14 protein-coding genes and 1 tRNA gene are annotated in these 14,424 nt (G+C 66.7%); 4 read left to right on the forward strand and 11 right to left on the reverse strand.

Annotation, left to right across the window (positions count from 1 at the left end):
- Positions 1-127: 127 nt before the first annotated feature.
- From thrB to argS, 5 genes are read right to left on the reverse strand one after another with little or no spacing between them, the layout of a single operon-like run.
- The gene (gene thrB / locus EH231_RS12410; RefSeq protein WP_090428596.1) at positions 128-1,075 is read right to left on the reverse strand and encodes a homoserine kinase; all 948 of its coding nucleotides are present in this window, start codon (positions 1,073-1,075) and stop codon (positions 128-130) included.
- Positions 1,076-1,080: 5 nt separating this feature from the next.
- On the reverse strand, positions 1,081-2,181 hold the full coding sequence (gene thrC / locus EH231_RS12415) for a threonine synthase (protein WP_090428593.1): 1,101 nt from the start codon (positions 2,179-2,181) through the stop codon (positions 1,081-1,083).
- Complete coding sequence (locus EH231_RS12420; RefSeq protein WP_090428590.1) at positions 2,178-3,497, reverse strand: homoserine dehydrogenase; 1,320 nt, start codon at positions 3,495-3,497, stop codon at positions 2,178-2,180. The genes thrC and EH231_RS12420 overlap by 4 nt, the downstream gene beginning before the upstream one ends.
- Positions 3,494-4,918, reverse strand: a complete 1,425-nt coding sequence (gene lysA / locus EH231_RS12425) for a diaminopimelate decarboxylase (protein WP_124712500.1) — start codon at positions 4,916-4,918, stop codon at positions 3,494-3,496. The genes EH231_RS12420 and lysA overlap by 4 nt, the downstream gene beginning before the upstream one ends.
- A complete protein-coding gene (gene argS, locus EH231_RS12430) occupies positions 4,915-6,564 on the reverse strand; it encodes an arginine--tRNA ligase (RefSeq protein ID WP_124712501.1) in 1,650 nt (549 codons plus the stop codon). The genes lysA and argS overlap by 4 nt, the downstream gene beginning before the upstream one ends.
- 105 nt (positions 6,565-6,669) lie before the next feature.
- On the opposite strand from argS, the gene EH231_RS12435 reads away from it, so the two are divergent.
- Positions 6,670-6,742, forward strand: a tRNA-Arg gene (locus tag EH231_RS12435).
- Between the two features lie 34 nt (positions 6,743-6,776).
- Here EH231_RS12435 and EH231_RS12440 read toward each other — a convergent pair.
- Entirely contained in the window at positions 6,777-7,190 is a 414-nt protein-coding gene (locus tag EH231_RS12440) for a YybH family protein (RefSeq protein WP_124712502.1), read from the reverse strand.
- A gap of 119 nt (positions 7,191-7,309) precedes the next feature.
- Here EH231_RS12440 and EH231_RS12445 point away from each other — a divergent pair, with 119 nt between their 5' ends.
- The 3 genes from EH231_RS12445 (at position 7,310) to EH231_RS12455 (ending at position 9,684) form a co-directional block, all read left to right on the forward strand.
- Positions 7,310-8,467, forward strand: coding sequence for an acyl-CoA dehydrogenase family protein (locus EH231_RS12445; protein ID WP_205264256.1), 1,158 nt, complete (start codon positions 7,310-7,312; stop codon positions 8,465-8,467).
- Positions 8,468-8,475: 8 nt separating this feature from the next.
- Positions 8,476-9,147, forward strand: coding sequence for a GntR family transcriptional regulator (locus tag EH231_RS12450; protein ID WP_124712503.1), 672 nt, complete (start codon positions 8,476-8,478; stop codon positions 9,145-9,147).
- Positions 9,148-9,345: 198 nt separating this feature from the next.
- Positions 9,346-9,684: a hypothetical protein gene (locus EH231_RS12455; protein ID WP_124712504.1), complete on the forward strand. Its 339-nt coding sequence runs from the start codon at positions 9,346-9,348 to the stop codon at positions 9,682-9,684.
- 61 nt (positions 9,685-9,745) lie between these two features.
- Here the strand turns inward: EH231_RS12455 and EH231_RS12460 are convergent, their stop codons facing one another.
- From EH231_RS12460 to EH231_RS12480, 5 genes are all read right to left on the reverse strand, one after another.
- The gene (locus tag EH231_RS12460; protein WP_124712505.1) at positions 9,746-10,489 is read right to left on the reverse strand and encodes an ABC transporter ATP-binding protein; all 744 of its coding nucleotides are present in this window, start codon (positions 10,487-10,489) and stop codon (positions 9,746-9,748) included.
- Positions 10,465-11,346 (reverse strand): ABC transporter permease, encoded by an 882-nt coding sequence (locus tag EH231_RS12465; protein ID WP_124712506.1) that lies wholly within the window; start codon positions 11,344-11,346, stop codon positions 10,465-10,467. The genes EH231_RS12460 and EH231_RS12465 overlap by 25 nt, the downstream gene beginning before the upstream one ends.
- Complete coding sequence (locus tag EH231_RS12470; RefSeq protein WP_241177947.1) at positions 11,343-12,401, reverse strand: ABC transporter substrate-binding protein; 1,059 nt, start codon at positions 12,399-12,401, stop codon at positions 11,343-11,345. The genes EH231_RS12465 and EH231_RS12470 overlap by 4 nt, the downstream gene beginning before the upstream one ends.
- Before the next feature lie 13 nt (positions 12,402-12,414).
- Positions 12,415-13,770 (reverse strand): LLM class flavin-dependent oxidoreductase, encoded by a 1,356-nt coding sequence (locus tag EH231_RS12475; RefSeq protein ID WP_090428567.1) that lies wholly within the window; start codon positions 13,768-13,770, stop codon positions 12,415-12,417.
- Positions 13,771-13,941: 171 nt separating this feature from the next.
- Positions 13,942-14,313, reverse strand: coding sequence for a hypothetical protein (locus EH231_RS12480; RefSeq protein WP_090428564.1), 372 nt, complete (start codon positions 14,311-14,313; stop codon positions 13,942-13,944).
- Between the last annotated feature and the right edge of the window lie 111 nt (positions 14,314-14,424).

Raw genomic sequence — 14,424 nt, forward strand, 5'->3', positions numbered from 1 at the left:
CTGGTGTCGACGCAGGCAGAGACCCTGCGAGTGCTGGACGAGAGCGAGAATATCTCGCTTTGGTGAAGTAATCAAGCAACGTCGACGCTGGGCGTGTGGCGTTTGCTTCTTCTTGTGTCACTCATCATCAGTTCCTGGCGGCCACACCCGACGTCCAGCGGACGCCCGCTCCGACCGACATCTCCCTGACGGTGAACCCATTGGCAGTGCCGTAATCCAGGGCCTCATCAGGCAATCCCACCTGGGAACTCATCCCCAGAACCGTAGGCCCGGCCCCGGACAGCACTGCTGCCACTCCACAACGCCGCAGGAGTTGCAGGTATTCCGCCGAGGCCGGCATCGCCGCGGCGCGTTGTGGCTGATGCAACACATCCTGCGTGGCGGCCATCAGCAGATCCGGACGCTCGCTCAACGCCACGACGAGCAGGGCTGCGCGGCTGAGGTTGAATCGCGCATCGGTGTGACTGACCTGCTCGGGCAGCACCGCACGAGTCTCGGCGGTGGACGACCGCTGCTGCGGAACCGCGGGAAACAACCGGATGTCCGGATGCACCTGAATCGGCGCCGCACGGTAGCGCGGCCGCCCTTCGTCGTCGGCCTCGGTCCAGGACACCACGGCTCCGCCCAGCACCGCCGCCGCGGCGTTGTCGGGATGCCCCTCGAACTCACTGGACAGCTGAATCAGCTGTTCTTCGCTCAACGGATCCGAACCAGCCTGTGCGACAAGGCCATTGACCACAGCCAGACCTCCGACGACCGCGGCGGCCGACGATCCGAGCCCACGCGAATGCGGAATCTCGTTGCGGCAGCGCACGATCAGTCCGGCGGCGCGATGGCCGGTAGCCTGCAAACCCGCCTCGATGGCCCGCACCACCAGGTGCGTCGCATCGAGCGGCACCTGGCCCGCACCCTCACCCTCGACCTCCAGCTGAAGGCCGGATTCGGTTGTCTCGACGATGATCTCGTCGTACAGGCTCAACGCCAAGCCCAGGCTGTCGAAGCCTGGACCGAGATTGGCGCTGGACGCCGCGACGACAGCGGTGGCCGTGAGTCCGGCGGGCAGGGTGTTGTTCACCAGGCTCAGACCAGTCCGAGCTTGGCGACGACGGCAACCGGATCCACCGGCACCGCGGTGACGGTGGGCATGTCCTTGAGCGCGGTATCGGGGTCCTTGAGGCCGTTGCCGGTGACGGTGCAGACCACCGTCGAGCCACGCTTGACCCAGCCGTCCTCGATCGACTTGAGCAGACCGGCCACGCTGGCCGCCGACGCGGGTTCGACGAACACGCCTTCGTTGCGCGCGATCAGGTGATACGCCGCCAGGATCTCCTCGTCGGTGGCCGCCAGGAACCGGCCCTTGGACTGCTGCTGGGCCTCGACCGCGCCGGACCACGAGGCCGGCGACCCGATCCGAATGGCGGTGGCGATGGTCTCGGGCTCCTTGACCGGCTCACCCAACACCAGCGGGGCAGCGCCGGCGGCCTGGGTGCCGAGCATGCGCGGGAGCCGGTCCGACAGACCGTCGCGGTGATACTCGTTGTAGCCCTTCCAGTAGGCGGTGATGTTGCCCGCGTTGCCCACCGGCAGCGCGTGCACGTCGGGAGCGGTGCCCAGCGCGTCGACGATCTCGAACGCGGCGGTCTTCTGCCCCTCGATGCGGTACGGGTTGACCGAGTTCACCAGGGCGATGGTCGGGAAATCCGCGGTGATCTTGCGGGCCAGCTCCAGGCAGTCGTCGAAATTGCCGTCGACCTGAATGATCTTGGCCCCGTACATGACGGCCTGCGCCAGCTTGCCCATCGCGATCTTGCCCTGCGGGATCAGCACCGCACAGGTGATGCCGGCCCGAGCGGCGTAGGCCGCAGCCGAGGCCGAGGTGTTGCCGGTGGAGGCGCACAGCACGGCCTCCTGCCCACGGGCCAGCGACTCGGTGACCGCCACGGTCATGCCGCGGTCCTTGAAGGATCCGGTCGGGTTGAGCCCCTCGACCTTGAGATGCACCGTGCAGCCGGTGAGTTCGCTCAGCCGCTTGGCGTGGATGAGTGGGGTGCCGCCCTCGAGCAAGGTGATCGGCGTCCAGTTGTCGCCCACCGGCAGCCGATCGCGGTAGGCCTCGATCAATCCCGGCCAGGGCCGGTGCACCGGCCCTGCGCTGGTCTTTCCTTGCGTCCCGGGGTTCATGCGTTCGTTCCTTCCATACGCAGCACGCTGTTGATGGTCTGCACCACGTCGAGATCGGCCAGCGCCTCAACTGTTTCCGACAGCGCGGCATCGGTGGCCTGGTGGGTGACGACCACGATGCGCGCGCCGCACGGCTGCCCGCCCTCGTCGACCATGCCTTCCTGGCGCACCTCGGCGATGCTGACCTCACGCTTGGCGAATTCGGCTGCCACGGCGGACAACACACCGGGCCGATCCGAGACGTTCATGTTGACGTAGTAGCGGGTGGGGATGAATCCGATCGGGGCGATCGGGAGCTTCGCGTACTTGGATTCCCGCGGGCCACGGCCACCCTGGACCCGGTTGCGCGCGGCCATCACGACGTCACCCATCACGGCCGATGCGGTCGGCGCTCCCCCGGCGCCCTGGCCGTAGAACATCAGCCGACCGGCTGCCTCGGCCTCGACCACCACAGCGTTGAAGGCACCGTTGACGGCGGCCAGCGGGTGCGTCAACGGCACCAGCGCCGGGTAGACGCGCGCCGAAACACGTTGCTTGCCTTCGTCACTGGTCAGCCGCTCGCAGATGGCCAGCAGTTTGATGGTGCAACCCAGTGCCCGGGCCGACTCGAAGTCGGCGGCACTCACCTTGGTGATGCCTTCGCGATAGACGTCGTCGGCGGTGACCCTGGTGTGGAAGGCGATCGAGGCCAGAATCGCCGCCTTGGCCGCGGCGTCATAGCCCTCGACATCGGCGGTCGGATCGGCCTCGGCGTAGCCCAGCGCACTGGCATCGGCCAGGGCTGAGTTGTAATCGGCTCCGGTGCTGTCCATCTCGGACAGGATGTAGTTGGTGGTGCCGTTGACGATGCCCGCCACCCGCAGCACCGAATCACCGGCCAGCGACTGGGTCAGTGGGCGGATGACGGGAATGGCACCGGCCACCGCGGCCTCGAAATACAGGTCGACGCGCGCCTTTTCGGCGGCCTGCGCCAGTTCACCGGTGGACTGTGCCATCAGCGCCTTGTTGGCGGTGACCACCGACTTGCCCTGTTCGAGTGCGGCCAGGATGGCCTTGCGGGCCGGCTTCACCGGGCCCATCAACTCGACCACGATGTCGACGTCGTCGCGCGACACCAACTCGACGATGTCGTCGGTGAGCAGCTCCTTGGGCACCCCACGGTCGCCGGAGACCTTGCGCACGCCGATGCCGCGCACCTCGAGCGGGGCGCCGATGCGGGCTGCCAGGTCGGCGGCGCTCTCGTTGATGATGCGCACCACTTCGCTGCCGACGTTGCCCAGCCCCAGTACCGCTACGCCGATGGGCTTCTCACTCATTGACCACTCACCTCCAGGCTCAAAAGATCGTCGACGGTCTCCCGACGGAGCACCAACCGCGTCTTGCCGTCCTTCACAGCCACCACCGCGGGTCGGCACAGCAGGTTGTACCGGCTCGACATCGAATAGCAGTAGGCGCCGGTCGCGGCGACTGCCAGCAGGTCGCCCGGCGCGATGTCATCGGAGACCCAGGTATCGCGAACGACGATGTCGCCGGTCTCGCAGTGCTTTCCGACGATGCGCGCCAGGGTCGCGGATGCGTCGCTGACCCGGGACACCAGACGCGCGTCGTACTCGGCGTCGTACAGGGCGGGGCGGATGTTGTCGCTCATCCCGCCGTCGACACTGACGTAGCGCCGCAGCGCGGTGGCGCTGACCGCGACGTCCTTGACGGTGCCGACCTCGTAGAGGGTGATGGTGCCCGGCCCGGCGATGGCGCGGCCCGGCTCCACCACGAGCTTCGGCGTCGGCAGCCCGACGGCCTCGGACTCGCTGCGCACGATGGCCAGCAGTTTGTCGGCCAGTTCCTGCATCGGCGGCGGATCATCTTGCGGCACATAGGAAATGCCCAGGCCACCGCCGAGGTCGATGATCGACATCTGCGAGGTCTTCTCGACACCGAACTCCGAAACGACGTCACGCAGCAGGCCGATCACCCGGTGGGCGGCCAGTTCGAAGCCGGCCACGTCGAAGATCTGGCTGCCGACATGGCAGTGCAGGCCGACCAGCCGCAGGTTGTCGGTGGCGAACACCTTGCGCACCCCGTCCATCGCCGCACCGCTGGCGAGCGACAGGCCGAACTTCTGGTCCTCGTGCGCGGTCGAGATGAACTCGTGGGTGTGCGCCTCCACGCCCGGGGTCACCCGGACCAGCACGTCCTGGACGATGCCCGCCGCTCCGGCGACTTCGTCCAGGCGCTCGATCTCGATCAGAGAGTCGACCACCACGTGGCCGACCCCGGCCTTGACCGCGGCGGTCAGCTCGGTGACGGATTTGTTGTTGCCGTGCAACGTGATTCGTTCCGGCGGGAACTCCGCGTGCAACGCGACGGCAAGCTCTCCCCCGGTCGCGACGTCGAGCGAGAGGCCTTCCTGGTTGACCCAGCGCGCGATCTCGCTGCACAGAAACGCCTTGGCCGCGTAGTGCACGTGATCGCCGCCGCCGAAGGCCGCGGCGATCTCGCGGCAGCGCGACCGGAAGTCGTCCTCGTCGATCACGAAGAGCGGAGTGCCGTACTCGGCCGCCAGTGCGGTGACCGGCACTCCGGCGATCGACACCACGCCGTCGGCGCCGCGAACCAGGTTGCGCGGCCACACATTCGGCGCCAGCAGCAGGATCTCATCGGGAGACTGCGGCTTGGCGGGTGCGCCGGGGTGGTGGATCTCTTCGGCGTGCCGGGGCCCGGCGGGGTGCGCGTTCACATCCGCTCCGGGGCAGTGACACCGAGGATGGCCAGACCGTTGGCGATCACCTGGCGGGTGGCCTCGCACAGCGCCAACCGTGCCGCGTTCAGGTCGCCCGGCTCCTCATCGCCCTGCGGCAGCACGCGGCAGGCGTCGTAGAACCGGTGGTAGTCGCCGGCCAGGTCTTCCAGGTACCGGCACACGCGATGCGGCTCACGCAGCGCGGCAGCGGCTTTGAGCACCCGGGGGAACTCACCCAGGTTGCGGATCAGGATGCCCTCTTTGTCGTGGGTCAGCAGATCCAGGTGCGCGGTATCGGCGGTGACGCCGAGGTCGGCCGCGTTGCGGGCCAGCGCCGACAGCCGGGCGTGCGCGTATTGCACGTAGTAGACCGGGTTTTCGTTGGACGCGCTGGACCACAGGGCCAGGTCGATGTCGATCGGGGTGTCCACCGAGGAGCGGATGAGTGAGTACCGGGCGGCGTCGACGCCGATCGCCTCGACCAGATCGTCGAGCGTGATGACGGTGCCGGCGCGCTTGCTCATCCGGACCGGCTGGCCGTCGCGGACCAGGTTGACCATCTGGCCGATCAGCACCTCGACGGTGTCCGGGTTGTCCCCCAGCGCCGCGGCGGCGGCCTTCAGTCGCGCGATGTAGCCGTGGTGGTCGGCGCCGAGCATGTAGATGCACAGGTCGAACCCGCGCTGGCGCTTGTCCAGGTAGTAGGCGAGGTCGCCGGCGATGTAGGCCGCGTTGCCGTCGCTCTTGATGACGACACGGTCCTTGTCGTCGCCGAATTCGGTGGTGCGCAACCAGGTTGCGCCGTCCTTCTCGTAGATGTTGCCGGTCTCGCGCAGCTTGGCGATGGCCTGGTCGACCCGGCCGGACGTGTGCATCGAGTCTTCGTGGGTGTACACGTCGAAGTCGGTGCCGAACTCGTGCAGCGATTCCTTGATGTGGGTGAACATCAGGTCCACGCCGATCTCACGGAAGGTTTCCTGTTGCTCGTCGGCGGGCAGGCTCATCACATCGGGCCGCTTGGCCAGCACGGCCGCGGCGATGTCGTTGATGTAGCTGCCGGCGTAGCCGTCCTCGGGGGCCGGTTCTCCCTTGGCCGCGGCGACCAACGAGCGGGCGAACCGGTCGATCTGGGCGCCGTGGTCGTTGAAGTAGTACTCGCGGGTGACGTCGGCGCCCTGAGTGGTCAGCAGTCGGCCCAGCGCGTCGCCGACCGCGGCCCAGCGGGTGCCGCCGATGTGGATCGGTCCGGTCGGGTTGGCCGAGACGAACTCCAGGTTGACCTTCTCGTTCAGCTCGGCGGAGTTGCCGTACGCCGCGCCCGCGTCGAGCACGTTGGTGACGATGACGCCCTGCGCGGAGGCCTCGATGCGCAGGTTGACGAAGCCGGGGCCGGCGACCTCGGCGGCGGCGATGCCGTCGGCCGCGGCCAGCGCGGTGGCCAGCCAGCCGGCCAGCTCGCGCGGATTGACGCCGACCTTCTTACCGAGCTGCAGCGCGAGGTTGGTCGCGTAGTCGCCGTGCTCAAGGTTGCGCGGGCGCTCGACCGTGACGGTGTCGGGCAGCGCGGCGGTGTCCAGGTCGTGTTCGGTCAGCACTGCGGCGGCAGTAGCCTTGAGCAGCTCTGCGAGGTCGGCGGGGGTCACGAGGGTCCATCCTATGGTCTGGGGTCCCCGCGCCCCGAATCCGTATTCGCTCTTCCATGCGCTACGCTATGCAAGCCCAATCGGCGCAGCTGATCTTCAGCCCGCGCCCCCGTAGCTCAGGGGATAGAGCGTCTGCCTCCGGAGCAGAAGGCCGCAGGTTCGAATCCTGCCGGGGGCACTCTTCAAAATCCGGCTCTACCTGGGCAAACGGGTCACGCGGGGCTGTTACTTCCCCTCGACCACGCCCATGCTGTCAGTCGCCAACCGTCGTCACCGTTGCGGAGGGCGACCGTGAAGACTCCCCCGTTCTGCACGATCTGCTGACCCTTGAGGTCGAATGTCATCGTCGTCGGGACGACGACGTAGCCGCAGTCCCCGTTGACATCGACGTGCCGAGGATCGCCGAGCGCTACGTAATAGCCCGACGCACCGACATGCTCACCTTCAGCAAGGACGTCACGCCACCAGTCCTGACTGGCCGTCGGCCCCTGCCATACATGCGGCGCCATTCCGTCGAGAATCTGCATCGGCTCTGCGCACGCCGCTGCCAACGCATCCACGTCACCCCGATTGAACGCGTCGATGTACTCGCCGACCGCCGCCATCGGATCATTCGGTCGAGACATCGCAGGTCCTCCTCGCGGTGGTTGCTACTTCAGGAACGCTAGGCCCCACCGTCCGCGGGCGCGTCGGAACGAGAGCTCTATAGAATATTTTCTATAGAGCTTGAGGGAAGGATGCCGCCGTGATCACCTTGTCCGCCGAGGAGCAGGCCATTGTCAGTACCGTCCGCGACTTCGTCGACAAGCAGGTCCGGCCCGTGGTCCGTGAACTCGAGCACGCCAACACCTATCCCGAAGCGCTGATCGAGGCGATGAAGGAATTGGGCATCTTCGGCCTCGCGATCCCGGAACCGTATGGCTTCGCCGCTGTTTCGATGCCGTGCTACGCACAGGTCACCGAGGAGCTGGCGCGCGGCTGGATGAGCCTGGCCGGCGCGATGGGCGGGCACACCGTGGTCTCCAAGCTGCTGTTGCAGTTCGGCACCGAGGAGCAGAAGCAGACATACCTCCCCCGGATGGCCACCGGTGAGCTCCGCGCGACGATGGCCCTGACCGAACCCGGTGGCGGCTCCGACCTGCAGGCCATGCGGACGGTCGCCACCAAGGACGCATCCGGCTATGTGATCAACGGGTCGAAGACCTGGATCAGCAATGCCCGCAAAGCCGGCCTCGTCGCGCTGCTGTGCAAGACCGATCCGGCCGCGACCCCCGCACACAAGGGGGTGTCGATCCTGTTGGTGGAGAAGGTCCCCGGCTTCACGGTCTCGAAGGACCTGCCGAAATTGGGCTACAAGGGCGTCGAGAGCTGTGAGATCAATTTCGTTGACTGCCACGTGGATTCGGATGCGCTGCTGGGCGGTGTCGAAGGACGCGGCTTCGCGCAGATGATGAAGGGGCTCGAGGTCGGCCGGATTCAGGTCGCGGCCCGGGCAACCGGGGTGGCCCGCGCCGCCTTCGACGACGCACTGCAGTACGCGCAGGACCGGGAGAGCTTCGGGGTGCCGATCTGGCAGCACCAATCGGTCGGCAACATGCTCGCCGACATGGGCACCAAGCTCTACGCCGCCCGCAGCCTCCTGCTCGATGCGGCGGAGCGGATCGACGCCGGCGGACGCTGCGACATGGAGGCAGGCATGGCCAAGCTGTTCGCCTCCGAGACCGCGATGGAGATCGCCCTCAACGCGGTGCGGATCCACGGCGGCTACGGATACTCCACCGAATACGACGTCGAACGTTATTTCCGCGACGCGCCGCTGATGATCGTCGGTGAAGGCACCAACGAGATCCAGCGCGGCGTGATCGCCAAGCAGTTGGTCAAACGCGGCGGACTCGACATCTGAGGCGCGCCATGACCGGAAACTCGAAGAGACCCGTGCCGATGCGGTTGTCCGACGTCGTCTCGGCCCACGTTCGCGAACTCATCGTTTCGGGACAGCTGCACTCCGGAGAGTTCATCCGACCGGAGACGATCGCCGATGAACTCGGGATCAGCGCCACCCCGGCGCGCGAAGGCCTGCTCCAACTGCAGACCGAAGGCTTTTTGTCCGTGGAGCCTCGGCGCGGTTTCATGGTGACCGCGCTGTCCAGCGACGACATCCGCGACATCTATGACGCCCAGGCGCTGTTGGGCGGTGAGCTGACGGCCCGTACCGCCGCCACGATCACGCCGACCGCGGTCGGCGAACTCGAACGCATCCAGGAGGCGCTCGAACGTGCCGCTGCCGCTGACGATTTCGATGAGGAGGAACGCCTCAACCATCAGTTCCACGCCCTGATCTATCAGCTGAGCGGATCGCGCAAGATGCGCTGGCTGATCAAGACGACGCTGGCATACGCACCGCGGAAGTTCTTCGCCGCGGTGGAAGGGTGGCCCGAAGCCTCGGCCCAGGATCACCGCGCCATCATCGAGCACCTGCGGACCAACGACCCTGAGAAGGCCCGTGCCGCGATGGCCCGGCACATCCGCAATGCCGGCGCATTGCTCGCCGAGCACTTGGCGCAGAACGACGACTCCGCCTGATCGCCACGTCACCGGACCGTGCGGTTTTGGCAAACGAGACGTTTGAATCCATCGGTGGCCCGATTTCAGGCGTCCTGCCTGCCCTGAACGCAAGGTCGAGCCCGCATCCAAAACAGCGGAAGAAAAGTCTTTAGCAAACTGCCCCAAAGGTATACAGTGGCCCCAACGTTTCGGCATTCCTTCAGGGGGGACACAAGCATGCAGAAGTTCGTCGCAGCGGCGGTGGCCGCCGGTGCCTTGAGCGCCGGACTCGCACTCGCCGCGCCGGCCGCGGCGGCACCGAACTGCTCCGACATCGTCGACAAGATCAACAGCGAGGACGGATACACGCCGACCAGCGGTGAGAAGTGGTCCTGCGCCACCGAGATCCAGGCGAACAAGTGGGCCACCTTCCCGGGCAGCATCACCGGCAAGTGGGGCAGCTTCCCCGCCGACACCGCCGATAAGTGGGCCAACGCCCCCGCCGATGTCGCCAAGAAGTGGAACGACTTCCCCGGCAAGCTGAAGGAAAAGTGGTCTGGCGGTGGCGAGGAGTAAACCTCCGAACGCCGCCTCGCATCAGTGGTGATCCGTTTACAGCGGGTCACCACTGATCTGTTTACGGCCCTTCGCCTGCCCCCACCCCGAGCGCGGCGAGCAGCGCCTCGCGGTGCGCGACGAACTCAGGGTTCCGGTAGGTGCGGGCACCCGGTGTCTGGAAGTCCAGGTGACGATCGACGACGAACGATCCGCCGTCGAGGACGAGCACGCGATCAGCCAACGTCACGGCCTCGTCGACATCGTGGGTCACCAGAAGCACCCCGGGTTCGTACTTCGCACGTAGTTCCTTGAGCAGGTGGTGCATGCGAACCCGGGTGAGCGCGTCGAGCGCCCCGAAAGGTTCATCTGCCAGCAGCAGCGCGGGATTGCGCACCAGCGACCGGGCCAGCGCCACCCGTTGTTGTTCACCGCCGGACAGCTCGTACGGCCAGGCCCGGTCGCGTCCAGCCAGGCCGACATCGGCGAGCACCGTGCCTGCCCGTTGTCTGACCTCGCGACCGGACAAACCGAGCGCGACGTTGTCGAGCACCCGCGCCCACGGCAGCAGCCGGGAGTCCTGGAACACCACCGAAACATCGCGGGCGACGAACAGGTCCCCAGTTCCGGCGACCCCGTGATCCAGCCCGGCCAGCGCCCGCAGCAGCGTGCTCTTGCCAGAGCCGCTGCGCCCCAGCAGGGCCACGAACTCACCCTTGCGGATGGTGAGGTCCACCGCATCGAGAATTGTTGTGCCACTGAATGATCGGCTCAGTTGCCGGACAACGGCGACTTCCTCGGTCAGGTTCCCAGTGCGCGCCGCCACGACAACGCTCTCCTCTCGATGGCCCGGACCGCGTAATCGCCGGTGAGTCCGAACACCGCGTAGACCAACAGGCCGACCACCACGACGTCCAGCTGCCCGTACAGCCGGGCCTGGGTCATCAGATAGCCGATGCCACTGGTCGCATTGACCTGTTCGACGACCACCAGCGCGGTCCACGAGATGGTGACCGCGAGCCGCAGCCCGGTGAAGAAACCGGGCAGGGCACCGGGGATGGCCACCTTGCGGATGAACTGACTGCGGGAAAGCCCAACGGTTTCAGCAAGTTCGACGTGGCGCAGGTCGACACCCTTGAGCTGTGCGGTGGTGTTGATGTAGACGGGGATCAGCACGCTGGTGGCGATGATGATGATCTTCATGGTGTCGCCGATGCCGAACCAGATGATCGCGAGCGGGATGATGGCCAGGGTCGGCACCGCGCGCTTGACCTGGATGGGCCCGTCGACGATGGCCTCGCCGATGCGGCTCAGCCCCGAGATCAACGCGAGCACCAGACCCAATGCCACGCCGATCGCCAACGAGATCGATGCCAGCTTGAGTGAGGCGAGGATGTTCGTGGGCAACCGGCCGTCCGACCACATCTCGCCGATCGTGCGCACGATGTCCAGCGGGTGCGGCAGGGTACGCGGATCGAGGATGCCCAGCTGCGAGGTGACGATCCAGATGACCACCAGCAGAAGCGGTCCGATGGCCAACGACGCGGGGATGGCCCGGCCCGGCCCCAGCCGCCGGCGGCGTTCACTGCCCGACCGGTGTTCCAGATGCGGATAATCCTGGCGGCCGGCGGCACCCGCCCCCGCTGTCACCGCCGAAGCGGGCGCCGTCTGGACCGCGGTCACTGTTTACCCGTCGACGTCGCGTTGAGATCGGCGAACCGGGAATCGAATTCGTCCTTGGCGTGCAACTCTTTCCCGGAGAATGCGCCCGCCTGCTGCAGCAGGTCGATGGTCTCCTGCTGGGTGTTGATCAACTCATCGGTAAAGCCCGGCACCGAGGACTTTCCGTCGGCCGCGGCGATGGCCTTGGCGTCTTCCGGGCTGACCTTCTGATCCTTGATCAGGTACTCGTCGATCCAGGTCTGCTTGTTGTCGTTGAGCCATTGTTCGGCGCGGTACCAGGCGATCACGAATTCGCGGATGGCCGCCGCGCGAGCCGGGTCGGACAACGCTTCCTGGCTCGCGTAGACGTAGTACAGGCCGGGGTAGGCGCCTGGGGCGTTGGGGATTTCGATGCTGCCCTCCCCCTGCGTGGAGGCGAGGTACCGCACGCGGTCGGGTTGCTTGAGCACCGCGGCGTTGACCTGCTCGGCACGCAGGCCGTCGGCGAACTCGGCCAGGCCCAGATTGATCGGCTGCACGTCCTTGATGCTCAAGCCGGCGGACTTCAGGTTGCGCAGCACGACCGCCTGCTGCGCGGTGCCCTCGTTGATCGCAATCTTCTTGCCGGCCAGGTCTTTCAGCGATTTGATGCCCGAGCCCGGTGAGGTTGCCAGCACGAGCCCGTTCCCGTCGTATTTCACCGCCCCGACGATGGGCACCCCGGCGTCCGAATACTGCGCGAGGATCGGCGGGACATCACCGACCCGGCCCAATTGCGCGTTGCCCGACCGGATCGCCTCCAGGCGCAGCGGTCCGCTGCTGAAGTTGGCGTAGGTCACGTCGGCGCTGAGCCGGTCCTGCTCACCGGAGAGTTTGAACAATGTCTTGAGCCGGTTCGCATCGTCGGCCACCACCAGGCTGGTTCCCGCCGGAACCGCGACCGGAAGCGGTGCGTCGGCGGACAGTCCGCCGCCGCCCTGCGTCCCGGATCCAGACGACTGGCAACCGGCCGCCACGACCGCGACGAGGCCGGCGGCCAGGATCACCCGGGTCAAGCGGGTCAACGGATTACGCATGTCTGGTTCCCTGTCAGCTCGCGGCCGACACGGAAGCGTCCGCGCCGGTGGTGAATCGGTTGGCCGGCCGGTCCAAACCGAGGTGGTCACGGAGCGTGCTGCCGGTGTATTCCTCGCGGAAGATGCCGCGGCGCTGCAACTCTGGGACGACGTGGTCGACGAACTCGGTCAGTGAGGACGGCAGCGCGGGCGGGATGAGGTTGAAACCGTCAGCGGCGCCGGTGGTGAACCATTCCGCGATGGTGTCGGCCACCTGTTCGGGCGTGCCGGCGAACAATCGATGTCCCCGACCGCTGCTTAGCCGCAGCAACAACTCCCGGACGGTGAGGTTGTCCGTCTCGACCAACCGCTTCACCAGGGAGAGCCGGCTCTTGATGAATGTGTCGCCCGGATCCTCGGACGGGAAGCTCAGTTTCCGGTCGAGATCGTCCTTGGTGACCGCGAATCCGACGATGGCGCTCAGTTGTTCGAGCCCGTAGTCGGGCACGGTGAGTTCTTCGAACTCGCGTTGACGCTCGCGCGCCTCGGCTTCGGTGCCACCGATGATCGTCGACAACCCGGGCAGAATATGCACCTGCTCCGGGTTGCGACCGAACCGGCGGATACGGGCCTTGACGTCGCGGTAGAAGTCGCGGGCCTCATCCAATGTCGGCTGCGCGGTGAAGATGGCCTCGGCGTACCTGGCCGCGAGATCCTTACCGGGCTCGGACGATCCGGCCTGGAAGAGCACTGGATGCCCTTGTGGGGAACGCGGCACCTCCAGCGGCCCGGCCACGTCGAAATGCGGGCCGGAGTGGTTGATCGCGTGGATCTTCGCCGGATCCACGAACCGTGGCGCGACCTTGTCGCCGACGATGGCGTCGTCTTCCCAGCTGTCCCACAACTTCAACGCGACCTGGAGGAATTCGTCGGCGCGCTGGTACCGAGCCGCCGGATCCGGGTGGTTTGGCACCCCGAAGTTGGCCGCGGCCGAGGCATTGGCGGTCGTCACGACGTTCCAGCCGGCCCGGCCGCGGCTCACGTGGTCGAGTGTGGCGAACCGCCGAGCCAAACCGTACGGGTCGTTGTAGGTGGTGGACGCTGTCGCGATCAGCCCGACGTTGGTGGTCGCCCCGGCCAGGGCCGAGACCAGGGTGATCGGGTCGAGCGCGTCGAACGGGCGAAACTCGGTCTGGTCCTTGAGAACTGGATGGTCGGCGAAGAAAACCGCGTCGAGCTTGCCGCGCTCGGCGATGCGGGCCAGTTCGATGTAGTGGCCGATGTCGGTGATGCCCGACAGATCGGTCTCGGGGAGACGCCACGCCGCTTCGTGCTGGCCGATGTTGCGCAGGAATGCGTTGAGGTGCAACTGCCTTGCGGGCGCAGCCATTGCGACGAGCTCCTTTGGTCGGTAAACCGGGTTGCGTCTATTTCAGGGGGACGGGCTGCGCTCCGAGAACAGTTAAGATCAGCGAAATTCCAGCTAACCCGCAGACAGCACACGAGCGTGCGGCTTGTCTGCCGCACGCTCGTGAGTGAGGTTGGTGCCGTCAGTCGGGGTTCAGCCCAGGCCGGTCCACTTCTTCAGGACCTTGCCCGGGAAGCCTCCCCATTTCTCAGCGGTCTTGCCGGGGAACGTCGCCCACTTCTCGGCGGTCTTGCCAGGGAAACCCGTCCACTTCTCGGCGGTCTCACCCGGGAATTTGGTCCATTTGTCGACAACGGGAATGTCGGGCAGATCAACCCCGCCGGTCAGGGATTTCTCGGCGGCATCGGTGATGGCATCGGTGACCGACGAAGACACGCGGTCACACGGCGAGCACCCGACGGTGCTGTTGCCCTTGGAATCGGCCGACGCCGGCGCGGACAGCGCCACCGCGGCGCCGACAGCCCCCGCGGCGAGGGTCGTGGCGATCAAACTCTTCTGGATCATAGGGTCCCCAACTGTCGTGTCCGACGCCGCCTGACGGCGACGCCAATCTGACACGCTAGTCCCAGAACCCCGCTGACGTCCTGCCATGCCGGAGGCCCGAGATCGTTTGCT

Source organism: Mycolicibacterium nivoides, assembly GCF_003855255.1.
Classification (GTDB): domain Bacteria; phylum Actinomycetota; class Actinomycetes; order Mycobacteriales; family Mycobacteriaceae; genus Mycobacterium; species Mycobacterium nivoides.

What these genes read in the sequence shown, in the direction of transcription:
- thrC (WP_090428593.1), bottom strand. Translation starts at nt 2,181, where the DNA reads ATGAACCCCGGGACGCAAGGAAAGACCAGCGCAGGGCCGGTGCACCGG.
- EH231_RS12420 (WP_090428590.1), bottom strand. Translation starts at nt 3,497, where the DNA reads ATGAGTGAGAAGCCCATCGGCGTAGCGGTACTGGGGCTGGGCAACGTC.
- EH231_RS12440 (WP_124712502.1), bottom strand. Translation starts at nt 7,190, where the DNA reads ATGTCTCGACCGAATGATCCGATGGCGGCGGTCGGCGAGTACATCGAC.
- EH231_RS12450 (WP_124712503.1), top strand. Translation starts at nt 8,476, where the DNA reads ATGACCGGAAACTCGAAGAGACCCGTGCCGATGCGGTTGTCCGACGTC.
- EH231_RS12455 (WP_124712504.1), top strand. Translation starts at nt 9,346, where the DNA reads ATGCAGAAGTTCGTCGCAGCGGCGGTGGCCGCCGGTGCCTTGAGCGCC.
- EH231_RS12470 (WP_241177947.1), bottom strand. Translation starts at nt 12,401, where the DNA reads ATGCGTAATCCGTTGACCCGCTTGACCCGGGTGATCCTGGCCGCCGGC.
- EH231_RS12475 (WP_090428567.1), bottom strand. Translation starts at nt 13,770, where the DNA reads ATGGCTGCGCCCGCAAGGCAGTTGCACCTCAACGCATTCCTGCGCAAC.
- EH231_RS12480 (WP_090428564.1), bottom strand. Translation starts at nt 14,313, where the DNA reads ATGATCCAGAAGAGTTTGATCGCCACGACCCTCGCCGCGGGGGCTGTC.